This window comes from Peribacillus sp. NPDC056705, from assembly GCF_043656335.1.
In genome coordinates this window covers 35,511-51,634 of sequence record NZ_JBHTYI010000023.1, presented here as the reverse complement: position 1 = coordinate 51,634, position 16,124 = coordinate 35,511, and the positions used below count along the sequence as shown (strand labels likewise).

The following is a 16,124-nucleotide window of genomic DNA, read 5'->3' as shown; positions in this document are numbered from 1 at the left end:
ATGAACCTTACAAAAGCCTTTATAACAACGGGAACCGAACCGATAAACGTGAAAACTTCACAACGAATCATCGATATAGACGGTAATAGATTTCCAAGGGGACATTCAATGGAAGCAGTTGGGTTTTATAATATGAATTAATTAAAAAGACCACCATTTGGTGGTCTTTTTAATTAATTTATGGGGAAGTAGATTGGTGTTTCTTCCTTTATTTTGAAACTTTATCATCCGTAATCCGTATATGATGTGAACGAAAGTAGTGAACGTGAAAAATCAAGAAAGCCACATTTAAGAAACGCCATTTGAAATGGATGGGGTTAACGGTCGTTGTTAGGTTTCCTCATAATATTAAGATTCTTTTATGTAAATTTGAAAGGGAAGGAATATAGAAGCAATAGAATACTTATAAATAGTATAGAAAATGTATTAGTAATATTTTTTACTAGAACAAATATTCCAAATGGCAATAGAACTACTTAACTAACATGTACTAGCCCTTAGAAAGCATGCTTTCATTCATGGAAATAAGGAAACCAACAGATTATGAACTTCAAAAGGTTGTATCACTTTCTCCACGGATAGTAACCGTCCTAAAGCTTATATCTATTAGTGTTAGAACTATTTAAAGGGGGGGATAAAAAAGTGATTGAAGCAATAATTAGTTTTTTTATTATTGTAATGTTGATCATTGCGTTCACATACGGTCTCATAATACAAATACGGCAAATAGTTAGTATCAGAAAAGGAAATAAATCAGATTATGTTCATTACAAAAGAACAGTTGTTGGAAACTATCTGAGTTGCATTTCATATGCGGGTTTTCTTATTGCCTATATCTTAAATGTACTTCTTGCATCACGTATTATACCTAGTGAATTTTTTACAAGTGATAACACCAGTTTCAGTTGTTTTATTTTTTTTGCCTTACTATTGATTGTGAAATTTGGCATTATTCCTAATGATTCAAAACAGGGGGATTTACAGAATTGATGATGTCAGAGGATGTTCAATATTCTTGTGAATACAAATACGTAATTAAGAAAGAGGAAATATGAAAAAAATTTCGCTTACCTTATTAATCGTATGTATATCGATCACCTTTTTGTTGAATTTTGCCATGCCTGAATTTGCTGGCAAAATGAAAGATAATATAAGTTCCATGAATATCCTTTATTCATACAGTGTCACAAAAACATTCTCGGAACAAATCCAAGATACGATCGAAATCGCATCCGTGCCGTCAGGGAAAACCGAGAACAGCAACGGCAATTTCCGAAGTGATGTTAAGCTTGATGGCACGCCGCTGAATATTAAAAGTGTAGTGAAAGAGAGCTTGAATAAGCCCCAAGGGTATAAAACTAAAGAAAAGTTAACCGGTCCGGAAAAAGGGTTTTCATACCGGAAATATTATCTTACCAAAAATTATGATATAGGAAGATATACAGTCATCCGGACGAATAAAATAACCGGAAAAGAGAAAGTGTATGTCGGAACTTACTATGAGCCGAGCACGCAGGATCCTCTCGTCAAATGGTCACGTGATGAAAAATGATTGACAATGCCATTTCATGAAAAGTTGAATGATTATATGGAAAAAACAGTGAAGATCGAAGAGTATAATCCTGATTGGGTCAGTGAATTTCAACTGGAAAAAGCGAGGATAATGGAGGTATTAAAGAACGATTCCCTTTGTGTTGAGCATATTGGAAGTACGTCCATCAAAGGATTGGGAGCAAAACCGATTTTGGACATCATTGCTTGCGTCCATCATTTAGCCGAAGCTGACATGTTCATTGAACCCTTGAAATCGATTGGGTATGAATTTGTCCTGCATAAAGAGTTTCCCGAAAGACTTTTTTTTAGAAAAGGTCAATGGAGAGCGGGAACACACCATTTGCATATCTATAAATACGGAAGTGAACAGTGGAAGAATCAACTTTCGTTCGGGGACTATCTAAGAAGCTATCCTGACATACGAAGTCAATATCAGGAATTAAAATTATCCTTAGTTCAAAAGCATCCTGCTGATATTGTGGGGTACACGAAAGCAAAAGCACCATTTATATTAAGTGTCATAGAATTAGCAAATGCAGAAAACGGCAGAAATTATAACTGCCAGGAACGTCTAAAAGGAGGCTTTCATGAGAAAGGTCGAAGTCGTACCATTTAAGGAAGAGTGGTCCAAGCTATTTCATGATGAATGCCAAAAATTACAGGATATTTTCGGGCATGAAATGATAAATTTATACCATATTGGCAGTACGGCCATACCTGCAATCCATGCCAAGCCAGTAATAGATATTTTGGCAGTGGTTAAAGATGTGGAATGTGTCGCTGATTTTTATAAAGAGATGGAAGAGATAGGTTATGATGCTAGGGGTGAGAATGGAATCGCTGGACGAAGGTTTTTTCTTAAAGGCGGGGATGAGAGGTCGCACCATATTCACATGTTTCAAAAAGGACATGAAGAAATAGCCAGACACCTCGCTTTTCGGGATTATTTGCTGGCACACCCTGAGGAAGCACAAAGGTATAGCAGGCTGAAGCAGCGCTTGGCAGCGGAATTCCCAGATGATATCAAAGGGTATGTAAATGGGAAAAATGATTTCATAAAAAAGAGTGATGAAAGGGCGAAACATTGGGCAGCATCCTTGAATGAGAAGGGGGATCATCATGTTAATGAAGTGGATTAAATGCCAAGTGAATGAGGAAAACAAGCGTTCATTCTCAAAAGCACAAGAGAGATGGGGGGAATTGCGCCATTGTTCTGGTTTCATGGGACAAATCGGAGGGTGGAATAGAAATGAACTCTATGAAGCAGGCATTCTGTCCATTTGGAAAGATCTTCAATCCTATCAAAGTTTCATGCAGAATCAGCATGATGAAATATTCGGGAAGAGTGACCAAGGAAGTACATATACAAATATTTCTGTCGATATCTATGAGAAAATATTCAATATAGGAACAACAGACATGACAGCGTTTTTTTGCAAGGGGAAATTACTTCGGGTGGCTGACTGTTCTGTTGAAAATGATAAAAGGGCCGGATTTGAGCAGGTGCAAAGGAACATATGGAACAAAGGGATGACACCGGGCATGCTGTCTGGTGCAATCGGAAAAGGACAATCCGGGAGATACCTGGCCGCCTCATTATGGGACAATGAATATTCACATCAACGGTATGTGGATAAGGAATTGGCTGCCTTGATAAGAGAAGCGGGAGTGATTGAATTGCATCCAAAGTGGGCGGTCATTTAGAATCTAACATTGATTAATGGCATCTTGGTTTGCAGTGGAATGTAAGAATGATGGACATTTCAGCGCTCCCAATATATTCTACAGAAGGTGATTACAAATGAAACTAGATTATGATTCACAGTACATCAGGGGCATCTACCTGAATAGAGACCGAATATCTTCGTATAACCATTTCCCCCTTGACCTGCCGGTTATCAGGCACCTTCAAGAAGTGGCTTTTCATCCCAGTGTTACCTATGTTATCGGGGAAAATGGAATGGGGAAGTCCACCTTGCTTGAAGGCATTGCAATTGCGTATGGCTTCAATCCGGAAGGTGGAACGTTGAATTTCAATTTTTCCAATTATGATTCACATTCCAATTTGGACGAGTACCTCCGTTTGAAAAAAGGCGTGTACAAACCGAAGGATCATTTTTTCTTTAGGGCGGAAACCTTTTATAATTTAGCTACGAATATTGAGGAATTGGATAGGGAGGCATCGTTCGGGTCGAAAATCATCGATTCCTTCGGTGGAAAATCACTTCACCAGCAGTCTCATGGGGAATCGTTTTTTTCAGCTTTTGTAGAACGATTTCAAGGCAATGGATTGTATATCCTCGATGAGCCTGAAGCTGCTTTATCGCCATTGAGACAAATATCGATGCTGGCCAGGATAAATGAACTTGTTCAACAAGGTTCCCAATTCATCATTTCCACCCATTCCCCGATCATCATGGCCTACCCGGATGCTAAAATCCTCCAAATTACAGATGAGGGAATGAATGAGGTTACGTTAGAGGAGTCCAATCACTACTTGCTAATGAAACAGTTTTTTGAAGATAAAGATCGGCTGCTGCATCATCTATTCGAATGAGATTTTAGCATCTCCTTTAAAAAGGCCCGATTGCACTGCGCATTCGGGCTTTTCATTTTGTTGAAATTCATTATTGACAGTTCAAGTGTATTACAGGTATAGTACATCTATAAGGTGTATGAACCACTTAGTACATACACGCAAGACTTTATGCATATCAGACTTTTTTTAAATAAATAGGGGGTGGTTTTAATGAACGTAAATACCAGGGAACCGGTATATCTGCAAGTCGTTAGGCATTTTAAAGAACAAATAGCCATAGGCAAATTCGTGGCCGGACAGGAAATTCCCTCCCGAAGAGAACTGGCGGCTACACTGAACATAAATCCTAATACCGCTCAAAAAGCATATAAAGAAATGGAGGAACAGGGTTTGATTCATACTGAACGGAATTTTCCCAGTCAAATTACGACGAATGAAACGATTTTACAGGCTGTGAGGCAGGAATTGATTTTGGCAGCCGTCGATACGTTTGTCGACGCGATTCGTCCGATTAATGTACCAGTCGATGAGTTGCTTCGTGTCGTTAAAGAAAAATATTCGGAAGAAATAAGGGAGGAGGAAGGTAAATGATCGAGGTAAAACGAGTTTCCAAAAATTATGGCCGCAAAAAAATATTGGACGGTGTGTCCTTCACCGCGAATAAAGGCGAAGTCACTTGCCTGATTGGGATAAATGGTGTCGGTAAAACGACTACACTCAAAGCGATCATGGGGTTGACGCCATATAAAGGGGAAATCCTGATCGATGGTCAAAAGATGACTAAGGATAGTTATGAAAAAATCACCTTCATTCCGGACGCACCGACGATGCTTCCGCAAATGACGGTAAAACAGGCAATGGTTTTCATGGAGGATTTCTATCATTCATGGAATCAGGAAAGGGCCGTTCAATTGCTTGAATTCTTCAAGCTGAAAGAGGAAAGCCGCATTTCGGAATTGTCCAAAGGCAATACGGCTAAGCTTAACTTGATGCTGGGACTGTCCCTTGACGTGGATTATGTGCTGATGGACGAACCATTTTCGGGAATCGATATATTCAGCCGCGAGCAAATCGCTGATGTCTTTGCGAGCCACCTTATTGAAGATAGGGGCGTCGTCATCACGACCCATGAAATCGGTGATATCGAACATTTGATCGACAAGGTCATTTTATTGGATAATGGCACAGTCCTTAAAGAGTTCAATACAGAAGAAATGCGTGAAGATGAAGGGAAATCGGTAGTCGATGTAATGAGAGAGGTGTATCAAGCATGATGCGTTATATAAAGCTAGTCAACTTTGAAATCAACCGTTTTAGTAAAATCTATCTTAGCTTATTGTTGATAACCTTGGTTTCGCAATTTGCCGGGGTGCTGATCGTAACGAAGAGTCTTCTTAATGATGCCAAGGAGATCATATCAAATGAAAAACTATCGGAAGCCGCTTATGTTGCCAATTATGGAGCCATTGATTTTACCCATATCGTCCATACCCTCTTTTTTGCAGGACCGATTGCGCTGTGTGCGGTTGCCCTTATTTTTTACATTTTCCTTATTTGGTACCGTGATTGGGTTGGAAAAAATACATTCATTTATCGCCTGTTGATGTTACCGGCATCCAGATTATCGATCTACCTTTCCAAAGCCACGGCCATCTTCTTGATGGTGTTAGGAATGGTTGCTTTCCAGATCATCATTTTACCAATGGAAAATGCGCTATTTAATTCAAAAATACCGGAAGCGTTCTTGAATGAAATGTCAATTCCTACTATAACTAAAACCAGTCAAATTTTGGCAATGATCATTCCAAACAACTTCACAGAATTCCTGCTATCCTATGGGATCGGCCTTATGGTCATGTCGGTCGTATTCACAGCAATCATGTTTGAACGGAGTTTCCGCATTAAAGGAATCGTATTGGGGTTGGTGTATGGCGGAGTTACTGCTGCGCTGTTTTTAGCTCCTGTTTTCATAATGAATGGTGGAATTTTCCATTTTTACTCGAATGAATTATTCGGTCTTCTGCTCACATTGGGAATCATCGTAACAGGATTATCAGTTTGGCTTGGTTCATGGTTATTGAAAAACCGCGTTACCGTATAAAAACAATCAAAAAGGAGAGTGAATTAAGGTGAAACGTTATTTATGCAGCATCATTATTAGCTTGGTTGTCCTCTTAAGCATCGGGACCTATTATGTCAAAGTAGCTTCCTCCGCTTCCAGCCTTCCAAGGTATACGTTCAAGACGATTGAAGGCAGCGATAAAGAGCTTGATCCGGTCATCGTACAAGCAACACTTGAAAATGGTGATTTTTATGAACCATTGACGATTGAATCCAATCGAACCACATATGGCAGCGATAGGCCATTATGGTCTGACAGATATGATCATCAAATTGAAAGATTAATAAAAGAACATCGTTCGTTTATGCGTGGCAAGGATTCCATTAGTTCTTTATATGAAGACGATGATTTTCTGGCTTACGCTTGGGTGAATAGCGAATTTACGAATAACGGCAAAATGGAAGCGGAGTTTGATATCGGTTTACTGGAGAAGAAAGACGAAGGAGAAACTTCTTTCCAAATTGAACTTCCCCATCAAGAGAGAATCATGAATATTGATGTCAGGGATGTGCAGTTGGTCCATTCAAAACTACAGGTTTTAACGATGATCGATGTGAATTCAAACAATGAGAAGCAAACGAAAGAAGTTCATCTGTATACGATCGATTTAGCTAATAAAAAAGTCTTGAGCGATAAAACCCTTTTATCTGAAACCTTTACTTACCCTAATCAAGTTGATTTTGAAATGCCAATTGATGTTGCTCCTTCCCAGCCAAACAGCATGGTATTAATTTCGTTAATCAAAGGAGTAAATCATGAGGAGGGTCCCTTTGAGGAAAAATTAAAAGAAAGCAAGCTGATATCTTATAATTATGAAACGGAAAAATTAGAAACGGTTAAAAAAGGACCGCTTAGCCTGGACATGGCAAGATCAGGATATGCAGACGGGAAAAACCTATATGCAGTTGAAATGAAATCGGGAAAATATCGCATTAAAACATTTGACCTTAGCAGTCAAACGTTAACAAATGATACGGAGCTGGATATAGCTGCTAATGAGGAAGAACAATATACCGCTGCCTTTAAAAACGGGCGTGTGTACTTCCTGTTAAACGAAATGAATCAAGAAGGCGAATCAAACAAGCCTGCCAAACTTCTAATAACAGATTTAAAGACTGGAAAGACTTTATATAAAGGTGAAACAGTCATAAATAAAAAGAACAGCAAAAGTTTTGGACTTTATATTGATGAATTGGAAATAAAATAAGGACCTATAAAAAGCTTTAAATGAAACAGGGATATCCCTCAATGGGATATCCCTGCTTTTGATATCATTTAAATGGAAGCCAGATTCGCTCTAGCTGCACGTTCCTTCTTACCGTGCAAGAAGTAGTAAAGGACGGAGGTTGCGATGACCACAACGCCCAGGATGACATAAAGTGTGCTATAACCCGTTACTGGAATGATGAATCCGAGAATATAAGGGCCGAATCCAAGTCCTGCATCAAGCATGATAAAGAAGGTGGACGTTGCCATCCCCATTCGGTGAGGCGGTGTAAGTTTAACGGCAATCGCCTGCGAGCTTGATTGCATATTACCGAATCCAAGGCCGATGAGGAAACCAGCTGCAAGTAAAGTGAAACTATTGGTTGTGATACTTAAAAGCAGCAAGCCGATCCCGAAAAGCATGAACGCTGGATACATAATGAAGTTCGATCCTTTCCGGTCCATTAACGGTCCTGAGAAAGGACGCGATAACAATACAGCTACTGCATAAACGACAAAGAAGAAGCTTGCTGTATTGACCAGATTGATTTCGATGGCATAGAAGCTGATGAAAGAAAGGACGCTGGAATAACAGAATGCCAATAACAAAGTAATGATTGAAATGGGCAGTGCCTTAGGTTCAATGAAATTGGAAAGCTTGAATCCTTTGCTTTCCGTAACTTTTGCCGCTACTTTCAATGCCGGGACATATAGGAAGAATGCAGTAATTAAAGAAAGCACCCCTAAAGCCAGGCAGAAACTGAAAATCACTTGGAAGCTTGTATGTTGAGCCATATACAGACCGATGAAAGGACCGATTGCCGTCGCAAGAGTCGCGCTCATGCTGTAATAGCCGATGCCTTCTCCCTTTCGAGTTGCCGGGATGATCTGCGCGACGATCGTTCCCGTCGCAGTACTGGCCATCCCCATCGCCATCCCATGGATCAGGCGGTTAACAAGCAGGAAGCCAATTCCAAGGTCCACAAAATATAGAAGGGTTGTCAAAGTGAAAAAGATCAAACCGATGAATAATGTTCTCTTGCGGCCGATTGAATCAATGAAACGGCCGATGAACAAACGTCCGATTAACGTCCCGATAATAAAAATACCCGATATGAGTCCGGCTTGGCTTGTAGAAGCATCCAATTCATTTACGGCATAGATGGCAAGTGTCACCATCAGTAAATAAAAGATTAATGTTATGAAAAAATTGATGGACGAAACGATGACAAAGTCCTTCGTCCACAGTCTGGCTCTGGATTGATCCATGTTATTATCTCCTTACTTTATAATGTTATTTCTTATTTCGCCCATGATGCGTATGGCTGCGAGTTGTTCCTCTTCAGTAATCCCCTTCAAGATGTCCTGTTCGTATTGATCGATTGTCACGCGGACTTCACTGTAGATCTTTGAGCCAAGCTCCGTAAGCCGCATTCTTTTCTCGCGTTTATCTTTGCTGGGCACATGCTCGACATATCCCAGCTCTTCCAAACGGGTAATGGTCCTCGTAATCGTGGGTTTTTCCACACTTTGATAATTGGCAAGCTCTACTAGCGTTGCCGAATCATAATTGAATAAGAAATGTAAAATGGACCATTGCGCCCTGTGTAAATCATGCTTGTTCAGCTGGATATTAAGATTATTTTCAAACGGACGGTACAGCAGCAAAAGTTGCTGAAAGAACTTTTGGTAAGTCTCTATCAGAAACACCCCTTATACATAATATATAGTTAGCTTTAGTAATTGTTACCCTAGGTAACTATAATAGCAAAATAAATCCTTTCTGTCCACTCGGATTTGAAGTGATTAGCTAAATTTGGTTTTTAGTTAAAGTGAATGGGAATATAGGAATAGGAGATGATGTAAACATGCATAAATCTATGATCGCGTTGCTTGCAGCAGCAGCCATGCTAACTGCATGCAATAATGACAAAGCGGATGAAAACAAGGGGAAATCTGTACAAACATCAGATGAAAATCAAACCAATACTGAAAATGAACAACAAAAACAAGCCTCGCAAACAGAAACTCAAGCAAATCCTAAACATGAGAAGTGGTCTTCTTTGCCTGAATATGACAAAATCATCGAGCAAATCGGCAACGAAGACTATACCTTCAATAAGGAAACGGATAACGATGATAAACGAGTCTTCCTTATTGAGCTGAACGGTGAAAAACAATATAAAACCGTTTTCGTCAAAAATACCAACCGCCTGAAAATTATCAAAATAAATGGCGGCGGAGAGCTTTATGACGAAATCTTAAAATAAGTGGACCTGCGTAAGTGTTGTATAGAGACCTTTATTGGTATTGATAAAGGGCTCGGGGAAAAAGGGCATAATGCAACAGCCCTTTTTTGTTCTGTAGGGATTTTCATGAGCTGAATGTTTCAAATTTAAATAGGAGCGTTGTTTTTTGGGGCTGGTAATGAATTATGAGTCATTCCAAGGAAAGCGGGAAGAGTTGGAGATTGGATGATATGTACATTGTTTTTGTACAAGCAGAAACAAGGTATCTTGACATTCCCTTCATCGGGGACGAGTGGGTTTTAACCATTTAGCCTTTCACGCCACCTCCCGTCATCAGGTTGATGAGATCACCAGAAAATTAAGGGACAGAGGAATTACCATCCTCTATGCTGACAAGTACCCATTCGCCGGTGGGAAGGAACATTATGTGTTTACTCTGAAGGCCCAGATAGGATGAAAGTTGAATTGGCGGCACCTTAAGTATTTTCGTTAATTGGTAAGATGAAGGGAAATGGCATAGCAACTGCACTATGATAAATAAGAACTAACGACATCCATCTTTAGCATTAGCTAGCGCCTTTATCAGGTGTAGGAATAATTATTATAAGAATAGGGATAAGAATTGCCGTTTCCATGTTTCGGATTTTTCTCGTGTTCCTCGTGTTTAATGTGTTCAACCTCAAGGGTAATAGCATGAAGTAATATAAATGCACCAATAACTTGAATCCAGCTACCGATCAATAGAATCTGTTCTCCAATTACACTTTTTTCGTTTAAAACGTAAATATTACCGATCGCTGCTAAAAAAGAGCCTAAGGAAATGAAGCTATTTCCTATAATCGCAAGTTCCCTATAGGATGAATCCTCTTCAAGAAATGCACCTACTGCTTCAAAAGCTGCACCAAGCCCTTGGACGCCGCTGCCAAGGGCATCTATTTTTGTTCCGTCTTCCTCAGCACCATTTAGTTCAATACTTACTCCAACTGCATTTGTACTATTACCAGCAGCCTCAAGCCAAGCACCGAAGATGGTATATATTTGAGCTAGCTCCCTCTCTGGTTTTAACAGCTTAGTTCTCCCGATGGCTTGCAACGAATTTCCGAATGCTTCAATCGCATTTCCTTTTACGATTAAATCTTTCCCCTGATTGCTGTGGGTGAAAGTTTGCTGGGTCTGCCCGGTTGTATCAATAAGTGAACCAATAAATAGTATCCATGCTCCCGAAAGAAGAAGATCTTCTCCACGTATAGTCATATTCCCAAACACTCCTTAAAAGAGGGTAGATTATATTATTCAGGAAAAAGTGATTGTTTACATATTGCTTTTACCGGCATATTTAAAAACAAACCATTTATTGGTATAATGGCAGATGGAGGAGATGATATTGACTTTTAACACTTTGTTGCAAATGATTATCGCTGCATTTTTCTTCATGGTTTTTACGTTCTGTACTTGGTATGAAGGCAGCGAAATTATGGATAGGCCTTGGGAATGGAAGTATTCCACGCATTTCACACAAGTAAATGATGTTCAGGCGATGGAGGCAAAGGATATTTCGAATTTAGATAATTTCGTGTATGCCGCTAAATTCAAACCGCTATTTCCATTTCTTATGGTCCTTGCCGCATCGTACTTAATCATACTTACGGGATATATCTTATTTAAAAGAAGTATTAAAAAAATGGCTCTTTTCCTGTTGGGATTGGGTGTCCTTTTTCTGCTTTCAACTGGTTTTGTATCTAATTCCCCGACTGTTGGAGGAAATATCTTTGCAGCATTTTTTCTGGTAGGCGGAATGATAGCCGTAATAGGTGCAGCGCTATATTATTTCCTGAGGCCAACAGGATTACATACTGAAGTTTAAAGTTAAAAGGCTGCCAATGAGGCAGCCTTTTTTTTTGGCTTTTTTCGTAAAGATTGTTGTTTTTAAAACGAAACAATTTAAGGTTGATTGGAGCGGAAGTGCGAGACTCCTGCGGGAGCAGCGGGATAGGTGAGACCCCACAGGCGTTTACGCCGAGGAGGCTCACCGCCCGCCCCGCGGAAAGCGAGCATCTGGATGGGAAATCAACCACACCGCACTACTTGGTGAATAGCAACAAAGTATGCGAAAACAGCTTTTTTTTTTGCAAAATGTTGATGGAAGATGACACAAAATAACGAAAAATAATAGTCATTTTTGCGAAATTCTTAGATTGAACTTCACTGAAATATAGCTTACGGTTAGTATATTACCAGCGGTGGACCCATATCGGTTCAGACCTTTAAAATATAAATCATACCGTTTCCGGTAAAGAAGTGTGAGGCAGTTGGAAAAAAGTTATCCAGTGATTGAAGAAATAAAGTGAAAAGGTGATAAGATGTCAGGCAAAATCAAAATTGAACAGCCAAAGATCCCTCAAGACTTAACTCAAGCGAACTTTCAGGAAATATATTATCAAGATGAGCCTTATCTGGATTCATGTTTGATAACCAATTGTACGATCGATAGAGAAAAGATGGACAAAATCGTATTATCCCAGGTCGTTTTTAAAAATGTGACATTCAGCGAAGTATCATTCAGGAATATCGAGCTGACGGATGTCATTTTCGATCATTGCGATTTGACGAATGCCGATTTCATGGGCGGCTCGATTCATCGGGTGGAATTCAAAGAGTCCAAACTATTAGGCATTAACCTGTCTGACGCGAGTTTAGGGAATGTCTGCTTTGAGAATTGCAACTTGAATTTAAGTGCTTTTGGTTATTCCAGTTTAAAGCAAGTGAAGTTCGATCATTGCTCATTGGAAAGTGCTGATTTTTATGAGTGTAAATTCATCAAAGTGAAGTTCGAAACATGTAGATTAAATGAAGTGAACTTTTCCCGGACACCGCTCAAAGGAATTGATATTAGCAGTTCTACATTTCAAAGGCTTACCGTTTCCATGGAAGATTTAAAGGGATGCGAAGTTTCCCCGGACCAAGCGATCGTATTTGCAGCCATGCTGGGCCTGAAAATTAAAGAGTGAACCTTTTAAGATGAAAAAATGACTCAATGGAGCTGACATGAGGGACCACCGAATTTGGTGGTCCTTTTTGAGTTGGCATAGTAAAAATGGGCAGCGTGTATTTGAATATATGACTTTGAAAAGTACGGAATGTTTGCACAAATACAGGATTGCTTTACAATATTTGTTAGGTGGAATGGGGGGATTGAACGTTGATTATCAATAAGGTCACTTTGTATAGTCATGCATGGGAAGAAATGCGGGATTTTTATGTTGATGTGTTAGGATTTGAGTTATTATCGCAAACTGATGATGTTTTTGAAATGAAGGCAGGGGAAAGTGTGCTTGAGATTAAAAGATATCATCACAAAGAAAAGCCTTTTTATCATTTTGCCCTGAACATTCCAACCAATTTATTCACTTCGGCAAAAGCATGGGCGAAATCAAAAGTGGAATTGACTATAGAAGATGATTATGACGAAGTTTATTTCAGTTATTCTGATGCACATGCTTTTTATTTTACAGACCCTTCAGGCAACATTGTTGAGTTCATATCAAGATATTCCGTATCACCCAAATCCGAGGCTAGGTATTTTTCAGCTCAAAACATCCTGTGCATCAGTGAAATAAACATTACGACAGATGAAGTCAGGGCTTTGGGAAATCAGTTGATCAGTAATGGTGTACCTGTAAGGAATGGTGAAGAAATATGTGAAGATGGATTGAATTTCATGGGGGAACACGAAGCAGGTTCGTTTTTACTTTTAGGTCCAAGGAAACGGCGGTGGATTTTTTCGAATAAAGATTCGGAAATCTTTCCGCTTTCGATAGTCATAAATCAGCAACTGGATATTTCAATGGATGGCAAAGGAGTTATGGAATTGAAAAAAGTGGAATGATATTTTAGTCATACACTTCATTCGGCCCATAGATGTATATCCAAACCACCATTTAATCTTATTACTCAATTCAAGTATGAACTAGTTACTATTATTACCAACTTTCTTTATATAAGGCCATGATAAAGCATAATCTGATATTTCTTCCTAACATAAATATATACTTGCTAACTTACTATTCTCACAAACGTCAGTTAGCTGTATATATTTGTATTTTCAATTAGTGAATTCTCTAAACTCATCAATATAGAAAGCTACATAACCGCAATTTGGGCATAAGGATGCTTTAGGGTTTGCAGAAACACTACTGAAAATCCCTTTCTTTTGACTAATCTTTATCCCATTCATTCCGCCTTGAACATTTACTTTGCAATCATTTATCATTTCAGTTTGGCACTGATTGCAGACTCTTTTCATTAATACACTCCTTTTTTAAAATAAATAGAAACACACAGAATTTGACGTTTATAATAACATAAATATCCAAAAAACTTATGATATAGTGCAATTACATAAGAAAAGTTATGTTTAATAGAGGAAGAATTGATAACATATATTTTAGCAGCACCATTTTTATGTTCCTAGCCGAACATACAATAGCAGTGAATACTGCAGCATAACTCAAGGAGCCAGCCATGAAAAAAAGAAGTTTATTGATAGCATTGGGCGTGATTGTTCTAGGGGTCATTGCCTCGATAGCATGGGTACCTCAAACCAAACAGAAAGAGCTTGTCGGTAAAAAAGCATTTCCTCAGCATACAGTCTATCAAGCGGGTACGATAAAGCCTGACAATGTTTCACAGGAGGAGTTGGATGCTGGCGTAGCGAATTTTTATAAAGCCTGGAAAAATGAATATCTTAAGCAGCCAGCTGCTGAAAGTGATCAATATTATATTTTTTACAATGATAAAGGATATGCAGAGCCCAAGAATGCAGTGACCGTCTCTGAAGCGCACGGTTATGGGATGATGATAACGGCAATCATGGCAGGCAGCCAAGACAAGCAGTACTTCGATGGTCTTTATCGTTTTTATAAAGCCCATGGAAGTGATAATGACCCTTCCTTAATGGCATGGCAGCAAGTTAAGGATAAGTCGGGTAAAATCATCAATACGCCAGGGGATGCCGATTCAGCAACTGATGGCGATATGGATATCGCCTATTCGTTGTTATTGGCCGATCGCCAGTGGGGAAGTGAAGGGGAAATCGACTATCTTGCCAGTGCAAAGGACATCTTGGCTGCGATCATGTCGAATGAGATAAATCCGTCGCAGTCCTTGGTCAAGCTAGGGGACTGGGCGGAAGATAAAGATAAGGTATACGGACAATCGACTCGTTCATCTGACCTTCTTCTCAATCATTTTAAGTCATTTGAGGCGGCAACCGGGACTGATGAATGGAAAGATGTAACGGATAAGGCTTATGCGATCATTCATTCGATTTATAAGGAGAAAAGCGGCAATACTGGTCTCATGCCGGACTTCATTGTACAATCCAGGGGAGAATATCAGCCGGCTCATGCTGATTTTTTAGAAGGGGAGAATGACGGCAATTACAGCTGGAACAGCAGCAGGACCCCTTGGCGCTATACACTCGATTACTTACTGACTGGTGATGAACGAGCCCTGCCGCAATTGAAGAGGATGAATGATTGGATTAAAGCGGAAACGGATGGCAATCCTGAAAATATCCAATCCGGCTATACGCTGAGCGGAAAAGCCGTGGAAGAAGGGAATAGTACAACCTTCGTTGCTCCATTCATGGTGAGTGCCATGGTTGATTCCTCCAACCAGCAATGGATCAACGAATTATGGGATAGGACGATACAGAAACAAGACGATGATGACTATTTTGCCAATACGATAAAATTACAGACAATGATCGTGGCTTCAGGTAACTGGTGGGCGCCGTGATTCAATGAAGAAGCTTAATTAAAGAAGAACAGGAGTTTGATGAGAATGATGAAAGTCACACCTTTCTTGATGTTCGAAGGAAATGCGGAAGAAGCAATGAATTATTACACATCTTTAATCGAAGGATCGAAAATAACCAGCATGGTACGGTATGGTGCCAATGAATCAGGTACAGAGGGGAGTGTCATGCAGGCTACCTTTACCTTGAAAGATCAGGAATTTATGTGCATCGATAGCAATGTTAAGCATCAATTTACGTTTACGCCTTCGTTTTCAATATTCCTTACATGTGATAGTGAAGAGGAAATTGACAGGCTTTATTCGAGCTTAGCTGATGGCGGACAAGAGCTTATGCCATTGGGTGATTATTCCTTTAGTAAGAAGTTCGGATGGATATCTGATAAATTTGGTGTTTCCTGGCAACTTACTCTCCCAATATGAATGATGTGAAAAAAGCCACTGGATAGTGGCTTTTTTCAGTTTGTTTACCAAAGGTGTTCGTAAGTGACACCCCAGACCATGAGGCGCGGACGGTCGAAAAATTGCAAACCATGATTTTTAAACGAGACCTGGTGGTACTACATGATTTCCACTCCAGGCCTTCGCTTTCCGCGGGCGGTCCGGGAGCCTCCTCGGCGCTTTGCGCCTGTGGGGT

General features: G+C 39.7%; 20 protein-coding genes and 1 pseudogene. 18 read left to right on the top strand and 3 right to left on the bottom strand.

The features are described from left to right. The 11 genes from ACFRAK_RS20870 (at nucleotide 1) to ACFRAK_RS20820 (ending at nucleotide 7,422) form a co-directional block, all read left to right on the top strand. On the top strand, nucleotides 1-141 hold the full coding sequence (locus ACFRAK_RS20870) for a hypothetical protein (RefSeq protein WP_387602987.1): 141 nt from the start codon (nucleotides 1-3) through the stop codon (nucleotides 139-141). Between the two features lie 501 nt (nucleotides 142-642). Continuing rightward, nucleotides 643-990 (top strand): hypothetical protein, encoded by a 348-nt coding sequence (locus tag ACFRAK_RS20865; protein WP_394572395.1) that lies wholly within the window; start codon nucleotides 643-645, stop codon nucleotides 988-990. Nucleotides 991-1,051: 61 nt separating this feature from the next. Then, nucleotides 1,052-1,552: a hypothetical protein gene (locus ACFRAK_RS20860; RefSeq protein ID WP_387602984.1), complete on the top strand. Its 501-nt coding sequence runs from the start codon at nucleotides 1,052-1,054 to the stop codon at nucleotides 1,550-1,552. 6 nt (nucleotides 1,553-1,558) lie between these two features. After that, the gene (locus tag ACFRAK_RS20855; RefSeq protein WP_394572410.1) at nucleotides 1,559-2,170 is read left to right on the top strand and encodes a GrpB family protein; all 612 of its coding nucleotides are present in this window, start codon (nucleotides 1,559-1,561) and stop codon (nucleotides 2,168-2,170) included. Further along, nucleotides 2,142-2,693, top strand: coding sequence for a GrpB family protein (locus ACFRAK_RS20850; protein ID WP_394572393.1), 552 nt, complete (start codon nucleotides 2,142-2,144; stop codon nucleotides 2,691-2,693). The genes ACFRAK_RS20855 and ACFRAK_RS20850 overlap by 29 nt, the downstream gene beginning before the upstream one ends. Then, nucleotides 2,674-3,258: a YdbC family protein gene (locus tag ACFRAK_RS20845; protein ID WP_394572392.1), complete on the top strand. Its 585-nt coding sequence runs from the start codon at nucleotides 2,674-2,676 to the stop codon at nucleotides 3,256-3,258. Before ACFRAK_RS20850 ends, ACFRAK_RS20845 begins: the two co-directional genes overlap by 20 nt. 97 nt (nucleotides 3,259-3,355) lie before the next feature. Next, nucleotides 3,356-4,111 carry an AAA family ATPase gene (locus tag ACFRAK_RS20840; protein WP_260285187.1) on the top strand — a complete coding sequence of 252 codons (756 nt, stop codon included), beginning with the start codon at nucleotides 3,356-3,358 and terminating at the stop codon, nucleotides 4,109-4,111. 192 nt (nucleotides 4,112-4,303) lie between these two features. Continuing rightward, nucleotides 4,304-4,684: a GntR family transcriptional regulator gene (locus ACFRAK_RS20835; protein ID WP_192206758.1), complete on the top strand. Its 381-nt coding sequence runs from the start codon at nucleotides 4,304-4,306 to the stop codon at nucleotides 4,682-4,684. Next, a complete protein-coding gene (locus tag ACFRAK_RS20830) occupies nucleotides 4,681-5,367 on the top strand; it encodes an ABC transporter ATP-binding protein (RefSeq protein WP_387602971.1) in 687 nt (228 codons plus the stop codon). Before ACFRAK_RS20835 ends, ACFRAK_RS20830 begins: the two co-directional genes overlap by 4 nt. Next, a complete protein-coding gene (locus ACFRAK_RS20825; protein ID WP_394572390.1) occupies nucleotides 5,364-6,194 on the top strand; it encodes a hypothetical protein in 831 nt (276 codons plus the stop codon). The genes ACFRAK_RS20830 and ACFRAK_RS20825 overlap by 4 nt, the downstream gene beginning before the upstream one ends. A gap of 28 nt (nucleotides 6,195-6,222) precedes the next feature. Beyond that, complete coding sequence (locus ACFRAK_RS20820; protein ID WP_394572388.1) at nucleotides 6,223-7,422, top strand: hypothetical protein; 1,200 nt, start codon at nucleotides 6,223-6,225, stop codon at nucleotides 7,420-7,422. 68 nt (nucleotides 7,423-7,490) lie between these two features. Here ACFRAK_RS20820 and ACFRAK_RS20815 read toward each other — a convergent pair whose 3' ends face one another. After that, on the bottom strand, nucleotides 7,491-8,690 hold the full coding sequence (locus ACFRAK_RS20815) for an MFS transporter (protein WP_394572386.1): 1,200 nt from the start codon (nucleotides 8,688-8,690) through the stop codon (nucleotides 7,491-7,493). A gap of 12 nt (nucleotides 8,691-8,702) precedes the next feature. Then, nucleotides 8,703-9,122: a MarR family winged helix-turn-helix transcriptional regulator gene (locus ACFRAK_RS20810; RefSeq protein ID WP_387603171.1), complete on the bottom strand. Its 420-nt coding sequence runs from the start codon at nucleotides 9,120-9,122 to the stop codon at nucleotides 8,703-8,705. Nucleotides 9,123-9,289: 167 nt separating this feature from the next. On the opposite strand from ACFRAK_RS20810, the gene ACFRAK_RS20805 reads away from it, so the two are divergent. Together ACFRAK_RS20805 and ACFRAK_RS20800 are read left to right on the top strand one after the other, a co-directional pair. Continuing rightward, nucleotides 9,290-9,691: a hypothetical protein gene (locus tag ACFRAK_RS20805; RefSeq protein ID WP_387602959.1), complete on the top strand. Its 402-nt coding sequence runs from the start codon at nucleotides 9,290-9,292 to the stop codon at nucleotides 9,689-9,691. 86 nt (nucleotides 9,692-9,777) lie between these two features. Beyond that, nucleotides 9,778-10,150, top strand: a pseudogene (locus ACFRAK_RS20800) (VOC family protein). 102 nt (nucleotides 10,151-10,252) lie between these two features. Here the strand turns inward: ACFRAK_RS20800 and ACFRAK_RS20795 are convergent. Next, complete coding sequence (locus ACFRAK_RS20795) at nucleotides 10,253-10,924, bottom strand: DUF6944 family repetitive protein (protein ID WP_387704523.1); 672 nt, start codon at nucleotides 10,922-10,924, stop codon at nucleotides 10,253-10,255. 130 nt (nucleotides 10,925-11,054) lie between these two features. Between ACFRAK_RS20795 and ACFRAK_RS20790 the strand changes: the two genes are divergently transcribed. The 5 genes from ACFRAK_RS20790 to ACFRAK_RS20770 all read left to right on the top strand — a co-directional run bounded on the left by ACFRAK_RS20790 (nucleotide 11,055) and on the right by ACFRAK_RS20770 (nucleotide 15,910). Continuing rightward, nucleotides 11,055-11,534: a DUF4306 domain-containing protein gene (locus ACFRAK_RS20790; RefSeq protein ID WP_387602953.1), complete on the top strand. Its 480-nt coding sequence runs from the start codon at nucleotides 11,055-11,057 to the stop codon at nucleotides 11,532-11,534. 496 nt (nucleotides 11,535-12,030) lie between these two features. Beyond that, a complete protein-coding gene (locus ACFRAK_RS20785; protein ID WP_387704521.1) occupies nucleotides 12,031-12,678 on the top strand; it encodes a pentapeptide repeat-containing protein in 648 nt (215 codons plus the stop codon). Between the two features lie 191 nt (nucleotides 12,679-12,869). Next, entirely contained in the window at nucleotides 12,870-13,556 is a 687-nt protein-coding gene (locus ACFRAK_RS20780; protein ID WP_387602947.1) for a VOC family protein, read from the top strand. 635 nt (nucleotides 13,557-14,191) lie between these two features. Continuing rightward, entirely contained in the window at nucleotides 14,192-15,469 is a 1,278-nt protein-coding gene (locus ACFRAK_RS20775) for a family 8 glycosyl hydrolase (RefSeq protein ID WP_387602944.1), read from the top strand. A 45-nt stretch (nucleotides 15,470-15,514) separates the two neighbouring features. Then, complete coding sequence (locus ACFRAK_RS20770; RefSeq protein ID WP_387602941.1) at nucleotides 15,515-15,910, top strand: VOC family protein; 396 nt, start codon at nucleotides 15,515-15,517, stop codon at nucleotides 15,908-15,910. The last annotated feature ends 214 nt before the right edge of the window (nucleotides 15,911-16,124 follow it).

What these genes read in the sequence shown, in the direction of transcription:
- ACFRAK_RS20870 (WP_387602987.1), top strand. Translation starts at nt 1, where the DNA reads ATGAACCTTACAAAAGCCTTTATAACAACGGGAACCGAACCGATAAAC.
- ACFRAK_RS20775 (WP_387602944.1), top strand. Translation starts at nt 14,192, where the DNA reads ATGAAAAAAAGAAGTTTATTGATAGCATTGGGCGTGATTGTTCTAGGG.
- ACFRAK_RS20825 (WP_394572390.1), top strand. Translation starts at nt 5,364, where the DNA reads ATGATGCGTTATATAAAGCTAGTCAACTTTGAAATCAACCGTTTTAGT.
- ACFRAK_RS20850 (WP_394572393.1), top strand. Translation starts at nt 2,142, where the DNA reads ATGAGAAAGGTCGAAGTCGTACCATTTAAGGAAGAGTGGTCCAAGCTA.
- ACFRAK_RS20835 (WP_192206758.1), top strand. Translation starts at nt 4,304, where the DNA reads ATGAACGTAAATACCAGGGAACCGGTATATCTGCAAGTCGTTAGGCAT.
- ACFRAK_RS20860 (WP_387602984.1), top strand. Translation starts at nt 1,052, where the DNA reads ATGAAAAAAATTTCGCTTACCTTATTAATCGTATGTATATCGATCACC.
- ACFRAK_RS20770 (WP_387602941.1), top strand. Translation starts at nt 15,515, where the DNA reads ATGATGAAAGTCACACCTTTCTTGATGTTCGAAGGAAATGCGGAAGAA.
- ACFRAK_RS20795 (WP_387704523.1), bottom strand. Translation starts at nt 10,924, where the DNA reads ATGACTATACGTGGAGAAGATCTTCTTCTTTCGGGAGCATGGATACTA.
- ACFRAK_RS20805 (WP_387602959.1), top strand. Translation starts at nt 9,290, where the DNA reads ATGCATAAATCTATGATCGCGTTGCTTGCAGCAGCAGCCATGCTAACT.
- ACFRAK_RS20830 (WP_387602971.1), top strand. Translation starts at nt 4,681, where the DNA reads ATGATCGAGGTAAAACGAGTTTCCAAAAATTATGGCCGCAAAAAAATA.
- ACFRAK_RS20840 (WP_260285187.1), top strand. Translation starts at nt 3,356, where the DNA reads ATGAAACTAGATTATGATTCACAGTACATCAGGGGCATCTACCTGAAT.
- ACFRAK_RS20855 (WP_394572410.1), top strand. Translation starts at nt 1,559, where the DNA reads ATGCCATTTCATGAAAAGTTGAATGATTATATGGAAAAAACAGTGAAG.
- ACFRAK_RS20785 (WP_387704521.1), top strand. Translation starts at nt 12,031, where the DNA reads ATGTCAGGCAAAATCAAAATTGAACAGCCAAAGATCCCTCAAGACTTA.
- ACFRAK_RS20845 (WP_394572392.1), top strand. Translation starts at nt 2,674, where the DNA reads ATGTTAATGAAGTGGATTAAATGCCAAGTGAATGAGGAAAACAAGCGT.
- ACFRAK_RS20815 (WP_394572386.1), bottom strand. Translation starts at nt 8,690, where the DNA reads ATGGATCAATCCAGAGCCAGACTGTGGACGAAGGACTTTGTCATCGTT.